We start from the raw sequence: 19,052 nt of genomic DNA on the forward strand, positions 1-19,052 counted from the left end.
GTTATTCCGGTAATCCTAATAATTCACCTGAACCTGGAACGACTGTTCCAATTCTTGATGGTTTCAACTCGTGAGTTGTGAAAAATTCCAAAGTACGATCGACACTTTCTTCTGGAACAATCACAACATAACCAATCCCCATATTAAAAGTATTAAACATGGCATTGGGTGCAACATTGCCCTGACTCGCTAACCAATGAAAAATCGGTAAAATTTCCCAAGCATGGGGATCAATTTCAACCGTTTGATTGGGCGCTAAACAGCGCGGCAAATTCTCTGGCAAACCGCCTCCCGTAATGTGCGCCATGCCATGAATCTCAATTCCGGCTTTCAATGCTGCCAAGATCGGTTTGACATAAAGCTGAGTCGGTGTGAGTAAAACTTCACCTAAAGTCGCACCGCCCAAATCACTCGGTCGATCGCTCCAATCAAATCCACGATCGACGACGATTTTCCGTACCAAACTAAACCCATTGCTATGAACGCCTGAACTCGCAAGCCCGATCGCGACATCGCCAACTTTCACACGCGAGCCATCTACAATTCGGCTCTTTTCAACAATGCCAACACAAAATCCAGCCAAATCATACTCATTCGGTTGGTAAAAACCGGGCATCTCCGCCGTCTCGCCCCCCATCAGGGCACATCCTGACAACTCACACCCTTGGGCAATTCCATCCACGACATCGGCAAGCTGATCCGGTAGCAATTTTCCCGTCGCCACATAATCGAGGAAAAATAATGGTTCGGCTCCACAGGTCAACACATCGTTCACACACATCGCCACTAAGTCAATGCCAACCGTATTGTGAACATCGAGTTGATGTGCCAATTTTAGCTTCGTCCCAACTCCGTCCGTTCCTGAAACTAAGATCGGCTCTTGATATCCAGACGGTAATTGAAATAACCCGCTGAATCCACCTAAGCCTCCTAAAACCTCAGAACGATAAGTACGCTTGACAGAATCGCGAATGCGATCAACAAACGCCCGTCCTGCTTCAACATCAACTCCTGCTTCCCGGTAATCCATGAACCTGCGCGTGAATCTGCAAAACAACAGCATACCTCACAAAATGTATGAAGTTATCGTAAAGTTATCGTGAAGCTGAAAAATCCTCAGCCTGCCTATAAATCCCTAAAAGCCTTTGTATGCAAGACCTTCGTCTTTTGTCAGAATTTGAAGCTAATATGAAGTTTCATTTCGCACTGATAGCACCCTGATCCCCTGGGTAAAAACTTCATGCTAGTCTGTTGCAGTTCTGAACTCAGGAGTGAACACGGAGCGAGTACGAGTTAGCACAGCTTAAGTTGTGTCAGTTGGCAGACCGCCACATCTCGGACTCAAGGTTTGAAGTGAATCTCATATAGGATGTATGAACCAAAAATTGATTAGCGGATTGACTGCCGCGTTACTGTGTTCCAGTACGGTCGGTGTGACCGCCGCCCTTGCGGAGTCCACCCAGGCAGCCAGCCAAGGATCGAAAGAGTCTACTGAGGCTCCCCGACCGTCTTCTCCAACCGTGGTGAAGATGGGCGAAGAACAAAAAGTCGGTGAACAGCTGACCCCCCAAAGCCAGGAATCGATCGCGAAGATTCATTCGCACGAAATCTCTGGGCGTAAAGCCGCTACCCTCTATGTCCGTAATATTCCCGTTGTTACGTTTCTAGGTCAGTCCCGGATTTCCTCAGACGAAGTGAAAGTCGGTGAGGTTGCTGACTCCTCTACCCAAGCCGCGAAACTGAAATACGGTGCGTCTAATTCCCAAGTTGATACTCGCACTCCATCGCGCCAGAATTCCTCTGCTGATCCAGTTAGAAGAGCCACTGAGATCGCAGCAAAATTAAACCAACTCCACCGTGACGGTATTAACGCAGATCAAATCACCGTCCGATGGAACGAACAAAAGTCCGGCGATCGATTTGTGATCGAGGCAAATAAAAAAACGATCGTCGCGGTCGATCCAGAAACGATTCTGCCAAACTCAACGCGCGATCCTGAGCAAGATGCGCTCCAGGTTGCAAATCGTCTCCGCCGATTGCTTGGAAATGCAGAACCCCTGCGCCAAGTGTCGAATCGTCCGCAACGTGCTCCTCAAGAAGTGGCTCTCGGTCCCATTCGGTTCCGCTCTCAGGGGATGGCGTCTTGGTATGGACCTGGCTTTCACGGCAATATGAGCGCGAGTGGTGAAGTGTTCAATCAGAACGCGATGACCGCGGCTCATCGAACTTTGCCCTTTGGTACGCTGGTGCAAGTAACCAATTTAGACAATGGTCGAACAGTGACAGTGCGGATTAACGATCGTGGACCGTTCTCCGGTGGTCGCGTGATTGATTTGTCCGCAGGTGCGGCTCGTGTGCTCGGATTAGTTCAAAGCGGCGTTGCTCCCGTTCGCCTTGAAGTTCGAGACAGAATTGCAGGAAATTAGAAGTTTAGGACATTCGGATGGGTGAATTGTTCACTCCTGTTCAATGCTGCAATTGAAATTTCGCGGTTGATTTGCACCACCCATCTATGAATTTCTAGATTGAGTTGATTTTTCTGAGTACAGACTCCGATCCTCTATCCTCGCTGAATCAGTGAGGATGGAGGATTTATCCTAAATGATTTCCTACACCTACAGGTGATTCGGCTCAATCGTGGGTTAGCCCTTTTAGTCTGATGTCTGCATTTAGCCCTTTGCTCTGAATCAAAACCTCAAATCCACCTAATCCCATTGGATTCATCAGTTGATGCAATGCGTCGCGGCGCTGCAATCGATTTTGTAAATCCTCGCTACTGGTCGGTTCGGTGAGAGTCAATTGGGATAATCGATCGCCCAAGCCTAACGCCATTAAAAATAAACCTTGCTGAGTTAATCCCACAGTCTGCAATCCTGACAATTCTCCCTGTAATTGCAGCGCCGTGAAATTCACATGAGCCGTAATATCTTGTTCTCCCACATATATATATGGATCGTTGTGATGGCTATGTTGGTAGTAGCATTGCAATGTTCCTCCAGATCGCATGGGATTGTAATACCGCGTCGCTGAATACCCATAGTCAATGGTTAAAATGAATCCAGATTTCAGCCGTTTCGCGATCGCATCCATCCAATCGAGCGCAGCTAAATTGACTTCGGTTCGATATCCCTCTGCATAGCTAGAAATATTAACGCTCACAAACTCAAAATACTTCGCTAGTCTCTCGCTTGACAGCTCAGCGATCGCTTCACTGAATCTGTTATCGATGAGTTCAACATAAATTTCTTTCAGTTGATGATCCTGAACCGTCACCAAATGTACTGGAAAGGCATCGACTAATTCGTTGGAAAAGAAACATCCCACGATCGAGGCTTCTGGAATATTCTCGATCGTCGTCCAATCAATACGTGCGCCTTTTTCAATCCAACGTCCTAATCGCTGCCGCTGTTCAATCACATGGGCTGCCGACTTCTCAAGGATTAAATAAGACAGTGCAGAAAAACAATCCAAATCTCGGCGCTCCAGATATCGCAAAATATCCACAGCCAGCAATCCTTGACCCGCACCCATTTCTACCACAGTGAATGGATTCGGCTGACCCAAGACCTGCCACATGTCGATCAACTGTTCCGCCAGCAATTCCCCAAAATCAAAAGACAAATGGGACGAAGTGAAAAAATCACCCTTCGCCCCAATTTTCTCGCGCTGTCGCGTGTAATAGCCCAATTGCGGGCAATACAGCGCAAGATCCATAAATTCGGCAAACGTTAACCGTGAACATCCGCGAATTCGCTGCGATATTAAATTGTAAAGAGGACTCGACTCGTCCAAAGATTGATTGTCCTGAGCAAACACAATTCACCTGAATACTAGAAACGATCGTCTTTCACTCTATTGCATTTTTTAGCTGCCTACAGTAGAGTATCTGTACTAAATCGCTATCTAAACTGAAATCTAGGATTCAGGAAGGAGGGATGCACGTCCACTAAAAATCAAAAACTGCACCACACTCCGCCTAGGGTTTACGCTTTTGCCAAAGCAGGTTCTTCTGCTGCGACATTCGTTGTAGCCTGCGGAGCATCAAATGCTACGATGAACTTCGCGTTTGGACGGGTCTGAGTCAGAACCTTCAAATACGAATCTGCATCGTTACGACGACGGAACCGAATGACAACCTGACGTTGGAGGTCAGAAGTCAACTGATATACAACCCAGGGAGTTAGCTGCTCTTGGTACTTCATAATTCAACCGTGGAGAATAAGGGCGTTACAAGAAATGAACAATCACTCGAATTAAGCTTAAGATCCGGTTTTGGAGAGAAACGCTACATCTAGGGGTCGCGCTTCAGTTCACATACTATTGATAGCGTCTAAGTTGAAAAAAGTCAATCTTTTTGCTGCAAGAGCGTCTGTCCGTGCATTCGCTCAGTGTTATTGCTGAAATTGGCGGACGAGTGGCTAGAATGGAGCACCATTTCACAGCAGAGTAGGCAAAGTAGAAAAATCTCCTACTTTAGTCGAATAGCCAAACGCTCTCACAGAAGTATAGATTGTTAATTCAGATACGCTACAAATTCTACGAAACTCCTCGATCGAATCCTTGAACTCATTAGAGTGCTGCGAGCCATAGAATCGCCTGAAATACATCCCTGAAAGCTACTCCAGCATACGCACTAGCTGAGTCTCTAGCAGGAATATCCGTAGACAGACGAAAATAAAGTCACGCTTCTCAAACAATATCCAGCACTGAGCTGTTGACGGAAACTGATTTTGGGTTGCCTCCGTGTGAGCACAGAACGAGATTAAAAAAAGTTTATTGAAAGCTTAAAATCTAGCCGCAACTCATACTAGCTTAAAATGAAGCATTTGAGGACATCATGTTGTGTTTTATCAAACGCGATACAGAATGCAACAAAAAAGGCAGGTTCGTTACCTGCCTGGAGTTGATGAGGTCTGGGCAAGGAGTTTAGCGATCGACTGATCCCATAATGATGTCGATACTACCGAGAATCGTAACGATATCTGCCACCTTCATGCCCTTGACCAAGTAGGGGAGAATCTGTACGTTGTTGAAGTCTGCTGCCCGAACTTTGAAGCGCCACGGGAAGATATGATCCTCTCCCATGATGAAGACACCCAATTCGCCTTTGCCGCTTTCGAGTCGAACGTAGTGTTCTCCTTTGGGGATCTTGAACGTCGGTGCGATCTTTTTACCAATGAATTGATAATCGGGTCCATTCCAGTCCGATTTGGGACCTTCGAGCATCCGCTTCGCTTCCAAATTCTCAAATGGTCCACCTGGCAAGCCTTTAATTGCTTGTCTGATGATTTTGACGGACTCACGCATTTCGCGAATCCGCACTAGGTAACGCGCAAAGCAATCTCCTGCGGTTTCCCAATGCACATCCCAATCTAGCTCGTCATAGCGCTCGTATTTGTCAACTTTCCGCAAGTCCCAGTTCACGCCAGAAGCGCGCAGCATTGGACCGGATAAGCTCCAGTTAATAGCATCTTCACGGGTGATGACTCCGATACCATCGACGCGACGACGGAAGATTGGATTATCAGTAATCAGCTTCTCGTATTCATCGACTTTCGGCATGAAATAGTCACAGAAGTCTAAGCACTTATCCACCCAACCGTACGGCAGATCCGCAGCAACACCGCCGATTCTAAAGTAGTTGTGGTTAACCATGCGGTAGCCTGTTGCTGCTTCCCACAGGTCGTAGATCAGTTCGCGTTCGCGGAAGATGTAAAAGAAAGGAGTTTGTGCGCCGACATCTGCCATGAACGGACCAAGCCACAAGAGGTGATTTGCGATCCGGTTCAATTCCAGCATGATCATGCGGATGTAGCTGGCGCGTTTCGGAACGGGGATCCCAGCGAGTTGTTCGGGAGCATTGACCGTGATGGCTTCGTTGAACATGCCTGCCGCGTAGTCCCAACGACTGACATAAGGCACGAACATAATATTGGTACGGTTTTCGGCGATTTTCTCCATACCGCGATGGAGATAGCCAATGACAGGTTCGCAATCGACCACGTTCTCGCCGTCGAGCGTGACGATTAAGCGCATTACCCCGTGCATGGAGGGGTGATGCGGACCCATGTTGAGAACCATGGGTTCTGTTTTGGTTTCGATCATTGCCATCGGTGTTCTGCCTCTCGATTCACAGATTTTGGGAAAAGCTTAGATTTCGGGCTTTTGGGCGCTTGTTGCACTTTTTTAATTATAGAGAATCATGCCTCTTCGTGCGGTTTGGAATCAATTTTGTCAGGATTCAATTTACACTTAGACCCGGATAGAATTAAGTCGATGGCGCAGTGAGCGCCCTTTGTTTTCATGACTTTAGATTTTCACCATATTCCAGTTTTGAGTCGCGAAGTGATCGAAGGTTTGGCGATTCAAAGCGGTGGACATTATTTGGATGCAACGGTTGGTGGTGGTGGGCATAGTGCGTTGATTTTGGCGGCAGCGGATCAGGTGCGGTTAAGCGCGATCGACCAAGATGAAACTGCGATCGCGGCAGCAAAAGCGAAATTAGGCGATCGTGTTACGTTCTATCACGAAAATTTCTCAGAATTTGATCCCGGTGATACACGATTTGATGGAATTTTGGCGGATTTGGGTGTGAGTTCGGTGCAGCTGGATGTGGCCGATCGCGGGTTTAGTTTTCGGCAGGAAGCGGCACTCGATATGCGGATGGATCGCAGGCAGGAGTTGACGGCTGCTGAGATTGTGAATCATTGGGAAGAGTCGAAGCTGGCTGATATTTTTTACACCTATGGCGAGGAGCGGCTGTCGCGGCGAATTGCCAAGCGAATTGTCGAACAGCGACCGTTTAAGACGACGACGGAATTAGCGGATGCGATCGCACACTCCGTTCCTAAGCAATATCGATATGGTCGAATTCATCCGGCAACTCGCGTGTTTCAAGGATTGCGAATTGCAGTGAATCGAGAACTTGAGGTGTTGGAGACGTTGATTGCGAAAGCTCCGATGTGGCTAAAACCAGGCGGGCGGATTGCAATTATTAGTTTTCATAGTTTGGAAGATCGGATCGTTAAGCATCGACTGAAAGAGTCGGAACTTTTGACAGTACTCACAAAGAAGCCGATTATTGCCCAGGAGGATGAGATTCGGGAGAATGTCAGATCTCGATCGGCGAAGTTGCGAATTGCAGAGAGGAAAGCGATCGACCATTAATTGTTCTAGTTCTTCCTCGTCTTAGGCTTCAAAGAGTTTGATAGACTCAGATCTCTGCCAAACTCTTTAATTTTTTGATCATGCTTGAGTTCATTCGCTCCGATCTGGCTGAATTTGCGGCATATAACACGCAGCATACAGATAATTCACATCTGGATCATCCCGATCGCTTAGATGTGAATGAAAATCCATACGATCTCCCGGATGAACTCAAGCAAAAATTAGCCTGGACTTGGCAAAATGAAATCGAGTCCAATCGATATCCAGATGGCGGATATTTAGCGCTGAAAGATGCGATCGCGCAATACGCTGGAACGCAATTCACCAACTCAAATATTTCAGTGGGCAACGGCTCAGATGAATTGATTCGCTCGATTCTGATGTGTACTTGTTTGAATGGCGAAGGGTCGATTCTCGTTGCCAATCCGACGTTCTCCATGTATGGAATTTTGGCGAAGACTTTGGGAATTCCAGTGGTGAGTGTGGATCGTTCTTCTGAGAATTTTGAGATTGATTTGCAAGCTGCTCAGAATGCGATCGATACTCAAGCAATTCGTGTTGTTTTTGTTGTTCATCCGAATTCGCCGACAGGAAATGCGCTGACTTCTGCCGAAATTGCCTGGTTAAAAAGTCTGCCGCAAAACATTCTAGTTGTGATTGATGAGGCTTATTTTGAATTTAGCCAGACGACTTTGGCGGATCAATTGCTGGAACACCCGAATTGGATCATTTTGAGAACGTTTTCTAAAGCATTTCGATTAGCAGCGCATCGGGTTGGATATGCGATCGCGCATCCTGAAATGATTGAAGCGTTAGAGAAAATGCGTTTACCGTTCAATTTGCCCAGTTTCTCGATCGCTGCGGCGCGGTTGGCTTTGGCAGAACGGGATTCGCTTTTAGCAGTTGTGTCAGAAATTTTAGAACAAAGAGCGATCGTTTATCAAAAACTCGAACAACTGCCAAATCTGCAACTTTGGCAGAGTGCAGCAAACTTTATTTACGCGCGATCGAGTCATGATTTAGAGCAATTAACTGAACAATTGAGACAGCAAGGAACGATTATTCGGCATACAGGTGGCGGGTTGCGGATTACGATCGGAACACCGGATGAAAATGTACGAATGTTCGATCGATTAAAGAATGCTCTGACCTAGCTCAATTTCTATGCGAGTCATTAGTCGAAGCACCCTGAGAAAGTTTTGGGAGAAACACGCGAATGCTCAGACCAGTTTGCTAACTTGGTATGAGCGTGTGGTGTCGAACTCGTTTGATACTTTTGTTCAAGTCAGAGAGGTGTTTCCTTCTGCGGATTTAGTCGGAAATTTTATCGTCTTTAATATTGGCGGTAACAATTATCGATTAATCACGTACTTGGATTATCGGTTTCAGATCATTTTTATTCGAGCAGTTCTGACTCATGCAGAATACGACAAGGAGGATTGGAAAAATGACGACTGGTTTGAAGATGCCGAGTAGTTATTATATGCAATTGATTAATGCGTTTCCTCCTCGTCCGATTACTGATGATGCGGAACTGTTCGCAACGCAAGCTCGAATTAATGCGATTCTGGATCGCAGTCCTTTGACGCAGGATGATCAGGATTATCTCAAGGTTTTAGGGACGCTAGTTTATGAGTATGAGGAAAGGACGGAAGTTTTTCCAAGGCTGACGGGACTTGCATTGCTTAGGTCGCTAATGACGGAGATGAATTTGCTGCCTCAAGATCTAGTGCCGATTTTGGAAGATGCATCGATCGTAGATGGGATTTTAAGCGGTGCAGTTCAACCCTCGAAGCTTCAAGTGCAACAGTTAGCGACGTTCTTTCGGGTGTCTCCACAGTCTCTAGAAATGCGATCGCGAGTGTAAGAAATGCGATCGCTTTGTGCCGTGAAGCGATCGTTCCATTAAAAACAGCAAATGAATGAAAAGTAACGAAATTCAGCAGTCTCGATTGCAAGTTTGCCTACGTCCTAGATAATAGGTCTGGTGACTTGCGCCTCTTGTATTGCTTATGAAGTTCCGTTCTTTTCAAAACCTTGTTTTTGCGATCGCTGGCGTTCTCTTAGTGATTGGAGTCGTTAGCTTTGTCTGGATTTTTGCTCAAAGTCCACTTAGCTTATTCCAGGGCAGTCGGCTAAATGCACCGACTGCTGCGATGTTTGTTCCGAAACAAGCTCCAGTACTGGCATCGCTCTTGGTGAATCCAGATCAGTTAGAAACATTGCGTCAATTGTCCGCAAAACCAGGAGATCGAGCCGCAACACGCGCCGAATTTGAACAATTCAAACAAGGAGTTTTAGGAAGTTCGGAACTGAACTACAAGCGAGATGTGCAGCCTTGGTTAGGCAATGAAGTGACGGCTGCGATTACCACGCTGGATATCGATCGAGATGAGACAAACGGCAAAGAAGCTGGATATTTACTGGCTTTAGCGACGAAAGATACTGAGCGATCGCGAGAATTCCTGCAATTGTTTTGGCAGAAACGGGCAATTGCTGGAACTGAATTAGTATTCGATGCGTATCAAGGCACAAAAATTATTTACGGCAAGATTGAATCAGAGTCGGTTCCAATAACGGTTGCAAGTGCGGTTGTGGGTCGCCAGTATGTTCTGTTTGCCAATAGTCCGAAAGTATTGCGGGATGCGATTAATAATGTGCAAGCGGCGGAATTGAACTTAGAACATTCGAGTCAGTATCAGGCAGCACTCGCGGCGCTCGATCGCGGACGAATTGGAGTTGTGTTTGCAAATTTGCCTGAACTTGCAAAGCTCAACGGTAAAGAACCTCCAACTGCTTCCACGGCTGCAATTTCGCTGAGCTTGGATCGCAAAGGATTAGTTGCAGAAACCGCGATCGTGCGAGACGGTGAGACATCCAAATTGAGCGACAAAGCAGTTGGCGCATTGAATTATATTCCTACGATCGCTTCAATTTCGGCTTCGGGGATCAATCTCAATCAATTATGGTCAGGGCTTTCAAGCGAGAGCAGTTTGGCAAAGTTGGTTAATTCTCCAATTGATACCTTGGGTCAGCGATGGAACCTCAATTTACCGAAAGATATTTTTAGTTGGGTAACTGGAGAGTATGCGCTGGCTTTGATTCCAGATTCTGATTGGGTGTTTGTGGCAGAGAAGACAGAAGGAGCCGAAAGCGCGATCGCGCATTTAGACGAATTAGCTAAAGCTCAAAGAATCAGTACAGGTACGATTGATGTCGGCAATCAGTCGGTTGCAGTTTGGACGAGATTCTCGTCGGGCGCGGCAACGAAGAAAATTGAAGCAGATGTGGTTGGGGTACATACTGCGATCGGGAAATACGAAATTTTCGCAACTTCCATCAATGCGATGAATGCGATTTTAACGGCGCAGAACAATACACTCGCTAACAGTCAAGAATTCACAAATGCGATCGCTGGATTACAAAAAACGAACACGGGTTATCTCTATATCGATTGGGATGCAGCACAGCCGATTTTAGAGAAGCAATTGCCAATTTTGAAAATTGCTGAATTAGCAGGTGGATCGATTTTTGAGCACTTGAAATCACTGACGATTAGTAACTATGGCAATCGATCGGGTATTCAACGCGGCGGTGTTTTCGTGCAATTAAGTTGAAGCAGCCTTGGAGATAAAAATAAGGGTGTCGGCTCAAAGAAAAGCTCGACACCCTTATTTTTTCAATCATTCTTGCGTTCTAGTTCATCATTCCGCTGAAAAACTCGATCGTGCTTTTCAACGCTTCAATAAACTGATCAATCTCTTCGTGAGTATTGTAAAAATACAAGCTAGCTCGCGCTGATCCAGGAGCATTCAACAATCGATGCAAAGGCTGTGTGCAATGATGCCCGGATCGAATCGCAATGCCTTCGTGATCGAGCAGAGTCGAAAGGTCGTGAGGATGCAATTCTCCAGCCGTAAAGGATGCTAAAGCCGCTCTGCCTCGACCCCGTGCATCTGGCTTAGTTCCATAAATCCGCAGATTCGGAATCTCAGCCAACCGTTGGAATAGATGCGCTGTTAACTCTTCTTCGTAAGCATGAATCTTATCCATGCCAATGTTCGTTAAGTAATCAACGGCTGCACCTAAAGCGATCGCTTCTGCAATCGCCGGAGTTCCCGCCTCAAACTTATGCGGCAAATCTGCATAAGTCGAATGATCCAAGTACACATCCGCAATCATTTCACCGCCGCCGAAGAACGGAGGCATCGATCGCAGAACGTCTAACTTGCCATACAGAAATCCAATTCCAGTCGGCGCACACATCTTATGACCGGATGCTACGAGCCAATCACAATCGATCGCTTGCACGTCAACTTGCATATGCGGCACAGCCTGACATGCATCAATTAAAACTCTCGCCCCAACTTTGTGAGCTTCTGCACAAATCTCATGAACCGGATTAATGCATCCCAAAGTATTCGAGACATACACCACTGAAACCAGTTTAGTCTTCTCAGACAGCAAGGATTTGAAATGCTCAAAATCAAAGCCTTCTTCTTCATTCAGTTGGACATGCTTAATCACAGCACCTGTTCTCGCAGCAATGAGTTGCCAAGGCACAAGGTTACTATGATGCTCCATCACCGTCAGAATGATTTCATCGCCTGCCTGCAAGTTATTCAAGCCCCAAGCATATGCCACGATGTTGATTGCTTCACTTGCATTGCGCGTGTAAACAATCTCTTGTCGGGATGCTGCATTCACAAACGCTGCTACCTTATCGCGTGCACCTTCATATGCATCAGTCGCTCTAGCACTCAAAGTATGTGCGCCACGATGAACATTCGCATTGTCATGCTCGTAGTAATGACGCAACGCATCGAGAACCGCGATCGGCTTTTGTGAAGTCGCGGCATTGTCGAGATAGACTAACGGCTTATCGTGGACACGCTCATTCAGAATCGGAAAGTCCGATCGCACTTGAGCAGCGAGGGTTTTTTCTTGCAGGAAAGTCATGGCTAGGTGTGTTGGGAACGAATAAATGTAGCGAGTCGATCGCGCAAAGACTCAACGGGAATTTGATCAATTACCTCAATGGCAAAAGCATAAGTTAGTAACTTGCGAGCCGATTCGTGATCAATGCCTCGACTCTGAAGGTAAAAGACTTCATCTTCTTCGAGTTGGCTGACAGTCGCACCATGAGCGCATTTCACGTTATCTGCAATAATTTCTAGCTGTGGCTTCGTATCAACTCGTGCTTTCGGAGAGAGCAATAAATTTCGGCTAAGTTGTCTCGCATCGGTTTGCTGAGCCGCTTGAGGAACGAAGACTTTGCCATTGAAAACAGCATGAGCGCGATCGCTAACAATCGTCTTATTCACCTGATTTCCGACCCCATAAGGTCTGCTCAGAGAAAGCAAGCTGTGCGTATCCCCGACGCGATCGCCATCTAGCACAGTCAAGCCATTCAACGTTGTCTCAGTCTGCTCCCCGGTCTGGTAAATCTCTAGATTATGTCGAGACACCTTGCCGCCGAAGTGAACTGCGGTACAGGAATAGCGAGAATCTCTTGCCTGAGAAACAGCCGTTTTGCCAATGTGAAACGCAGCATTGCTGTCTCGCTGAACTCTAGTATGGCGAATTTCTGCGTTTTCCGCGATCGCGATTTCCGTAACGGTATTGGTGAAGTATGCGCCCTCGGTTAAGGTGACAAAATCTTCAACCACTGTTGCGCGGCTGCCTGTTTCCGCGACGACTAAGCATCTTGGGTATTGAGCCGTTTCGCTTTGAGTTGAAACATAGAGAATATGAATCGGCGCTTCAACGTCCTGATTTTTCGGAATAAACGCGATCGCGCTATCACTCAAATTTGCTGTATTTAATGCAGTGAAAACTTCCTCTCCACCGGGCAATTTTGCCAGATGAGTTTTGATATCTGGAATAAATTCTGCAACGTTTGCGAAGTTACTCACGACAACGCCATCCGGCAAGTCGTCTATCGCAGAAAGATCAGGAGCAAAAGCACCATCGACAAAGACTAAGCGCGAATTCACGGCTTCTTTCAGCAGAAAAGCTTCAATTTGCGGATAGCCTAAGCTTGCAGGTTCAGCAGATTTTAAGCTGAGAGAAAGTAACCCAGATAAATCTGTGAATCGCCATTCTTCATCACGAGTCGAGGGAATTGCTCGATCGTGAACAATCACAGCAGCGCGATCGCGGATGTCCTGCAATTCGGGTGCAAGATTCGATCGCAGTTTGAGCAAATTGGCGAGATATTCAGCCCGATCAACTTTCGGGACTGTCCCTAAATTTCCAACTTCGGGAACGGTTGAGACTTCAATCATCATGCACCTACCGCTTCACTTTCTACAACCCAGTCGTATCCTCTTTCTTCAAGCTCTAGCGCTAATTCTTTTCCGCCGCTTGTGAGAATCCGCCCATCTGCCATCACATGGACAAAATCAGGTGTGATGTAGTTCAGTAACCGCTGATAGTGCGTAATCATTAGCACTGCATTCTCTGAAGTCTTAAGAGCATTGACACCCTGCGAAACGACTTTCAACGCATCGATATCCAATCCAGAGTCAATCTCATCCAAAATGCCTAACTTCGGCTCTAACAAAGCCATCTGTAGGATTTCATTGCGCTTTTTCTCCCCGCCTGAAAATCCTTCGTTAACACTGCGAGTGAGAAAGCCTGCATCCATTTTCAATAGCTCAAGCTTAGAATGCACGATATCGTCAAAGTCAAATGCATCTAGCTCTTCTAAGCCTTCCTGTTTGCGCTTTGCATTGTAAGACACTCGCAAGAAATCCACATTCGTTACGCCTGGAATTTCAAGCGGATACTGAAACGCGAGAAATACGCCAGAATTTGCGCGTTCGTGAGGTTCAAGCTCGAATAAATCTTTTCCTCGAAACAGAACTTCTCCACCCGTTACGGTATAAGCGGGATGTCCTGCCAAAATTTTAGAAAACGTACTTTTCCCCGATCCATTCGGGCCCATAATCGCGTGAGTCTCACCAGCTTTAATTTCGAGATTCATTCCTTTTAAAATCGGAGTCCCATCAATCTCAGCCGTGAGATTTTTAACCGACAGAATCACTTCACCATTTTCAACAATCATTCGCTCCCTCCTAACTGTGCCCTATGCCAATTAATATTCGGCGCGATCAGGAGCTTCAAAACTTGACTAACCTCGATCGCTAAAGTTCAGCAGAGCAAGGGTGTCCCACTCTGCTGAATCGATTTTCTTAACCCACGCTACCTTCTAGTTTGAGGCTGAGCAGCTTATCTGCTTCGACTGCAAACTCCATCGGCAATTGGTTAAAGACATCCTGACAGAAGCCGCTAATCATCATTGAAATTGCGTCTTCTGGAGAAATGCCGCGCTGAGCAAAGTAAAACAACTGGTCTTCGCCAATCTTAGAAGTCGAGGCTTCGTGTTCGACTTTGCCCTGATTATTCTGCACCTGGATGTAAGGGAAGGTATTCGCCTGAGCGCGATCGCCAATCAGCATCGAATCACACTGCGAATAGTTCCGCGCTCCAGTTGCTTTCGGTGAGATTTTCACCAAACCGCGATAGCTATTCTTCGACTGACCCGCTGAAATCCCTTTCGAGATGATCGTGCTACGAGTATTCTTACCGATGTGAATCATCTTCGTGCCCGTGTCGGCTTGCTGATGATTATTCGTCAAAGCAACCGAGTAGAACTCACCAACGGAATTATCCCCGACTAAAACACAGCTTGGATACTTCCAAGTAATCGCAGAACCAGTTTCGACCTGTGTCCAAGAAATCTTAGAATTCTTCCCTTGGCACAATCCACGCTTGGTCACAAAATTATAGATTCCGCCTTTCCCGTCTGCGTCTCCTGCATACCAGTTCTGAACAGTCGAATATTTAATATCCGCATCGTCCAGCGCCACTAATTCGACGACTGCTGCATGAAGCTGATTCGAGTCATACATTGGTGCAGTACAGCCTTCGAGATAGCTGACTTGTGCGCTTTCTTCCGCCACAATCAAGGTGCGCTCAAACTGTCCCGAATCGCCATTATTGATGCGGAAGTAGGTCGAAAGCTCCATCGGACATTTCACGCCTTTCGGAATGAAGACGAATGAGCCATCACTGAACACTGCCGAATTCAAAGCAGCAAAGTAGTTATCGCCAACGGGGACGACGCTACCCAAATATTTTTTCACCAGCTCTGGATGTTCGCGCACTGCTTCTGAAATCGAGCAGAAGATCACACCATCTTTCGCCAGCTTCTCTTTAAATGTCGTTGCGACAGAGACACTATCAAAAATCGCATCGACTGCCACATTACTGAGCCGTTTTTGCTCCGAGAGTGGAATTCCAAGCTTCTCAAACGTCTCCAGCAATTCGGGATCAACCTCATCGAGGCTTTTCTTCTTCTCGCTGACTTTTGGAGCCGAGTAGTAAATGATGTTTTGATAATCGATCGCGGGATATCCCACCGCCGCCCAATCTGGCTCGGTCATTTTCAACCATTGCCGATAGGCGCGCAACCGGAAGTCCAGCATCCATTCCGGCTCTTCTTTCTTCGCAGAAATCAAACGAACTACATCTTCGCTCAATCCACGTGGAATTGTGTCGGATTCGATGTTGGTGACGAATCCGTATTTGTAGGGTTGGTTAACGAGCGTTTGAACAGTTGCACTCATGGTTGAATTTATCGATCGTGTTCTCTGAATCGGATCTTTTTAAGGAGGGACGAAACCGCCCCTGGGTGCGACCTAGATGTTACTCGTAGCTTTACGAATCTCATCAAAGGTAATGTCTTGCTTCTCGCCGGCAAAATCGTTTTCGGGCGTAAGGAACAACATACAGTGACACTCTTTGCGTTCTCGCATCGGGACACAGGGGCAATTCCAGTAAGCCGCCGCGACTTCTGCTTCTTTGTCTTCGTAGTGACGACAGGGGCAGAGCGGCGATCCTAAGTCTTCTTTATGCTTCGCGAGTCCTTCGATCACAACGGCAGTTACGCCCGGATCGATACAGAAATAAGTACCTGTGCGCTTTGCATATTGCTCGGAAAAGTGGCGCATCGCTTCAAGATTTTTGTCTGATGCTTGTGTAGCTTGAGGGTCAGTGTTCATGAGTCAGATCAGCAGTACATCTAGAGGATCTTATTACTAAAACAACACCTGTGTTGCGTTGCGCGATCGAGAAAAGCGAGCCAGAACAGGACGAAGCAGTTTATAATTAAAACAACTTCCGTGTTGCTTAATCCTATTGTAGAGTACTTTAGCAACATTAGAGTTGTCAAAGTCGGTTAGGAATTGATGACTTGAGGCAGGAGATGACGACGATTCAGCAGCCTTCGACGAAACAAGATATCCTGCGTCACCTTTTGAAGCAGGGCGAATCGACCGCGCAAGATTTAGCAGAACAATTAAATTTAAAGCCCCAAGGAATTCGACGGCACTTAAATGAACTCGAAGCAGAAGGCTTAATTGTTCACAAAAAGATTCAGGCTGGAATGGGTCGCCCGAATTATGTGTACGAACTGAGCCGAGAAGGTCGATCGCAGTTTCCCGATCGCTATGACGAATTTGCCGTTTCTCTGCTGGGGACGTTGGCAGAGACGGTCACGAAAGATCAAATGAAATCGATCTTGCAGAAACAATGGGAACGTAAAGCGATCGAATATCGTGATCGACTCGGTTCTGGTTCTCTCGAAGAACGAGTGGCAAAATTAGTCGAACTGCGGGTCTCAGAAGGCTACATGGCAGAATGTCACACTGTTGAAACGGGTGGATTTATTCTGACTGAATATAACTGTGCGATCGCACAAATTGCCGAGTCGTTTCCGAGTGTATGCGGGCATGAGTTAGAGATGTTTGCGATCGCGCTTCCCGACTGTAAAGTTGAGCGAACTCACTGGCTTGTGAATGGTGAGCATCGCTGCGGATATTTGATTCAACTGAAAGGATAAGCAGATCGACTGCAAGATGCTGAGGTTCGTGAAGTTGAATTGCAGGTGTGAATGTGCCTCAAATTCTCAGGAGCAATCTAATCAGAGAGCAATATTTAGAGAAAGGATTAATTACGCTCGTCAAGGGGATGAACCATGAAAATCAAAGCAGTAATCTGGCAAGAAGATGATGTATGGTGTGCTTCTGTTCCAGCGTTACCAGGCTGTCACACTTGGGCAGAAAATCGTGAACAGTTAACTGAAATGCTACAAGATGCGATTCAAGGATGGTTAGAGGTAGCAAGTGAGCGAGAAGTACTTGAACCTGAGAAGCAATTAGTCGAGATTTCTGTATGAAATCTATTTCGGGGAAGATGCTTTGCAAGATTGTGGAGCGTCAAGGTTGGGTGTTGAAGCGAACGACAGGCAGTCACCACATTTATTCTAAGGAAGGAGTAGATGTGATTCTTTCAATTCCAGTTCACGGTAATCGAGATTTGCCCAAGGGGACACTGAGAAGTATTTTGAAAGATGCTGACCTGACCGAAAACGACTTAGAGTAATCCAACTTTTTATGCAACCAGATTCAGAATTTCTCACCCCAGAAGAATGTCTTGAAGTCGATAAAGCGCTTTTGACTTCAAGAGATAAGTTTTCTGCACGAGTTGCGATCTACTCACTGCGATCGCTGAAACAAATCGCTCAAGCTTCAGGTAAAACGATCGCGAACCTTGACTCGACTCAAATCGAAGATTGGATCTACCAGGATGAGAGCTTACAAGGTGGAATCGACAACGAATTTAAGAAATTCTTCTCCAAACTTGTGATTGCGTCGATTAATCCGTTGAATCAAGTTGCAGCAGCGAACGGAAGTCCGATCGAAGAGCTGAACATTCAGCAAGTAGTCGCTTGGTTTGAGGCGAAAGCGAAAGCGGAGATGCAATCAAAGAATTAAGGATTGAGGGAGATATAGCGATCGTTGGCCCATCTGAGATCAACGAATACGATTACCCAATCTCGCTTGATAGTCTGAGAGAATCGATCTCCTGTGCAACCAGAAGATCGACACGCATTTTAGAACTGATACGTTGCCCAGTCTGGATTTCTCACATATTCCGTCATGTTATTAAACTTGCGGAATTCAGCTTGATGAATCCAAAACTCGTTCTCTGGATAATGATCCAGCCATTCCTGATGCAACTCATCAAAGGTCTGACTTAACTGATCGCGATCGAGATTTTCTGGCAGCTTGCCAAAATACCCCAACGTAATATGCGGCGTAAAGTAATACTGCTGCTCAATCCCAATCTCAATGAGGTCTGGATTCTGATAAATTGCCCGACGGCACTTCAAAATCCGCTCATATCCCGCACTATCCGTCGTCGCCAAACAGACCGCGATCGCGCGAGCCATCACCATCAAGCCCACCACTTGAAATCGGATCGATTCCCCCGTGGAACTCAACTGCGACTGTCGAAAACTGCTCGCCACTCGATCGCGCAACCGATCATCAAAACCTGGCGTTTCTTTTGCATGAAGATACGCCTCATTCCAGATCAAATCCGCGATCGTCAAATGAAAACTCTCAGTCGGAATCGGCACAAACATATCTGCGCCCAATTTCTCCACAATTTGCGACTGATACTGTTTCAGGGACGCATAAATGCCGCGATTCTTGCCATCCTCCGACCCTGGAGGCGTAATCACCGTGTACCCTGGAAAAGCAGTGGGTTGCCAGGCCTGTCCCGGCACAAGCTGGAACTTCGGAGACTCTTGGATATGCTGCACCTGTGACTTATACGTTTCTGGTAAAGTCAGCCGCATCACCCGATTGAGGAAAGTTTGATAATTCTCGTCCAATGTGCGATCGCCTCGCGCCGTAAATCGATAAATTAGAAATCCATTCTTAAATCTAACGGTAAAGTGTCATCTCGCTGCGAGAGAAATAAGAACTTGGAATGCCAGGGATTAACTCTAGGACTAAGGGGAGACTAAATTC

At 46.5% G+C, this 19,052-nt stretch carries 20 protein-coding genes; 10 read left to right on the top strand and 10 right to left on the bottom strand.

All coding sequences use genetic code 11. The features are described from left to right. Position 1 precedes the first annotated feature (1 nt). Entirely contained in the window at positions 2-1,030 is a 1,029-nt protein-coding gene (gene purM / locus J0L70_RS10365; RefSeq protein WP_287454400.1) for a phosphoribosylformylglycinamidine cyclo-ligase, read from the bottom strand. A gap of 343 nt (positions 1,031-1,373) precedes the next feature. On the opposite strand from purM, the gene J0L70_RS10370 reads away from it, so the two are divergent. Continuing rightward, entirely contained in the window at positions 1,374-2,426 is a 1,053-nt protein-coding gene (locus J0L70_RS10370) for a septal ring lytic transglycosylase RlpA family protein (protein WP_017286388.1), read from the top strand. 205 nt (positions 2,427-2,631) lie between these two features. Here the strand turns inward: J0L70_RS10370 and J0L70_RS10375 are convergent, their stop codons facing one another. The 3 genes from J0L70_RS10375 to J0L70_RS10385 all read right to left on the bottom strand — a co-directional run bounded on the left by J0L70_RS10375 (position 2,632) and on the right by J0L70_RS10385 (position 6,111). Further along, positions 2,632-3,714 (bottom strand): class I SAM-dependent methyltransferase, encoded by a 1,083-nt coding sequence (locus J0L70_RS10375; RefSeq protein ID WP_287454402.1) that lies wholly within the window; start codon positions 3,712-3,714, stop codon positions 2,632-2,634. Between the two features lie 269 nt (positions 3,715-3,983). Continuing rightward, complete coding sequence (locus J0L70_RS10380) at positions 3,984-4,202, bottom strand: hypothetical protein (RefSeq protein ID WP_017286390.1); 219 nt, start codon at positions 4,200-4,202, stop codon at positions 3,984-3,986. Positions 4,203-4,926: 724 nt separating this feature from the next. After that, positions 4,927-6,111, bottom strand: a complete 1,185-nt coding sequence (locus J0L70_RS10385) for an NAD(P)H-quinone oxidoreductase subunit H (RefSeq protein ID WP_017286391.1) — start codon at positions 6,109-6,111, stop codon at positions 4,927-4,929. Positions 6,112-6,303: 192 nt separating this feature from the next. Between J0L70_RS10385 and rsmH the strand changes: the two genes are divergently transcribed. From rsmH to J0L70_RS10410, 5 genes are all read left to right on the top strand, one after another. After that, positions 6,304-7,167, top strand: coding sequence for a 16S rRNA (cytosine(1402)-N(4))-methyltransferase RsmH (gene rsmH, locus J0L70_RS10390; RefSeq protein ID WP_287454412.1), 864 nt, complete (start codon positions 6,304-6,306; stop codon positions 7,165-7,167). Between the two features lie 80 nt (positions 7,168-7,247). Further along, on the top strand, positions 7,248-8,321 hold the full coding sequence (locus tag J0L70_RS10395) for a histidinol-phosphate transaminase (protein WP_190647166.1): 1,074 nt from the start codon (positions 7,248-7,250) through the stop codon (positions 8,319-8,321). Between the two features lie 10 nt (positions 8,322-8,331). Continuing rightward, positions 8,332-8,643 carry a type II toxin-antitoxin system HigB family toxin gene (locus J0L70_RS10400; protein ID WP_287454414.1) on the top strand — a complete coding sequence of 104 codons (312 nt, stop codon included), beginning with the start codon at positions 8,332-8,334 and terminating at the stop codon, positions 8,641-8,643. Then, on the top strand, positions 8,615-9,034 hold the full coding sequence (locus J0L70_RS10405) for a helix-turn-helix domain-containing protein (protein ID WP_287454416.1): 420 nt from the start codon (positions 8,615-8,617) through the stop codon (positions 9,032-9,034). The genes J0L70_RS10400 and J0L70_RS10405 overlap by 29 nt, the downstream gene beginning before the upstream one ends. A 145-nt stretch (positions 9,035-9,179) precedes the next feature. Further along, entirely contained in the window at positions 9,180-10,784 is a 1,605-nt protein-coding gene (locus tag J0L70_RS10410) for a DUF3352 domain-containing protein (protein ID WP_287454417.1), read from the top strand. A 79-nt stretch (positions 10,785-10,863) separates the two neighbouring features. Here the strand turns inward: J0L70_RS10410 and J0L70_RS10415 are convergent, their stop codons facing one another. The 5 genes from J0L70_RS10415 to J0L70_RS10435 form a co-directional block, all read right to left on the bottom strand. Then, positions 10,864-12,126, bottom strand: a complete 1,263-nt coding sequence (locus tag J0L70_RS10415; protein ID WP_268183404.1) for a SufS family cysteine desulfurase — start codon at positions 12,124-12,126, stop codon at positions 10,864-10,866. A gap of 2 nt (positions 12,127-12,128) precedes the next feature. Further along, complete coding sequence (sufD, locus tag J0L70_RS10420; protein ID WP_287454418.1) at positions 12,129-13,457, bottom strand: Fe-S cluster assembly protein SufD; 1,329 nt, start codon at positions 13,455-13,457, stop codon at positions 12,129-12,131. Beyond that, positions 13,454-14,236 carry a Fe-S cluster assembly ATPase SufC gene (gene sufC / locus J0L70_RS10425; RefSeq protein ID WP_287454419.1) on the bottom strand — a complete coding sequence of 261 codons (783 nt, stop codon included), beginning with the start codon at positions 14,234-14,236 and terminating at the stop codon, positions 13,454-13,456. Before sufC ends, sufD begins: the two co-directional genes overlap by 4 nt. Positions 14,237-14,363: 127 nt before the next feature. Further along, positions 14,364-15,800: a Fe-S cluster assembly protein SufB gene (gene sufB, locus J0L70_RS10430; protein WP_017286400.1), complete on the bottom strand. Its 1,437-nt coding sequence runs from the start codon at positions 15,798-15,800 to the stop codon at positions 14,364-14,366. A gap of 72 nt (positions 15,801-15,872) precedes the next feature. Next, positions 15,873-16,235 carry a ferredoxin thioredoxin reductase catalytic beta subunit gene (locus J0L70_RS10435; RefSeq protein ID WP_017286401.1) on the bottom strand — a complete coding sequence of 121 codons (363 nt, stop codon included), beginning with the start codon at positions 16,233-16,235 and terminating at the stop codon, positions 15,873-15,875. A 203-nt stretch (positions 16,236-16,438) separates the two neighbouring features. Here J0L70_RS10435 and sufR point away from each other — a divergent pair, with 203 nt between their 5' ends. The 4 genes from sufR (at position 16,439) to J0L70_RS10455 (ending at position 18,008) form a co-directional block, all read left to right on the top strand. Continuing rightward, positions 16,439-17,074: an iron-sulfur cluster biosynthesis transcriptional regulator SufR gene (sufR, locus tag J0L70_RS10440; protein ID WP_017286402.1), complete on the top strand. Its 636-nt coding sequence runs from the start codon at positions 16,439-16,441 to the stop codon at positions 17,072-17,074. Between the two features lie 135 nt (positions 17,075-17,209). Then, positions 17,210-17,410: a type II toxin-antitoxin system HicB family antitoxin gene (locus J0L70_RS10445; RefSeq protein ID WP_017286403.1), complete on the top strand. Its 201-nt coding sequence runs from the start codon at positions 17,210-17,212 to the stop codon at positions 17,408-17,410. Beyond that, on the top strand, positions 17,407-17,616 hold the full coding sequence (locus J0L70_RS10450; RefSeq protein WP_017286404.1) for a type II toxin-antitoxin system HicA family toxin: 210 nt from the start codon (positions 17,407-17,409) through the stop codon (positions 17,614-17,616). The genes J0L70_RS10445 and J0L70_RS10450 overlap by 4 nt, the downstream gene beginning before the upstream one ends. Before the next feature lie 11 nt (positions 17,617-17,627). Continuing rightward, a complete protein-coding gene (locus J0L70_RS10455) occupies positions 17,628-18,008 on the top strand; it encodes an NDH complex assembly factor CRR9 (protein WP_017286405.1) in 381 nt (126 codons plus the stop codon). Between the two features lie 119 nt (positions 18,009-18,127). On the opposite strand, the gene J0L70_RS10460 is transcribed toward J0L70_RS10455, so the two are convergent. Continuing rightward, the gene (locus J0L70_RS10460; RefSeq protein ID WP_287454421.1) at positions 18,128-18,913 is read right to left on the bottom strand and encodes an AKAP7-like phosphoesterase domain-containing protein; all 786 of its coding nucleotides are present in this window, start codon (positions 18,911-18,913) and stop codon (positions 18,128-18,130) included. Positions 18,914-19,052: the final 139 nt, after the last annotated feature.

The organism is Leptolyngbya sp. UWPOB_LEPTO1 (assembly GCF_017302695.1).
In the GTDB taxonomy this organism is placed as follows: Bacteria; Cyanobacteriota; Cyanobacteriia; order Leptolyngbyales; family Leptolyngbyaceae; genus Leptolyngbya; species Leptolyngbya boryana.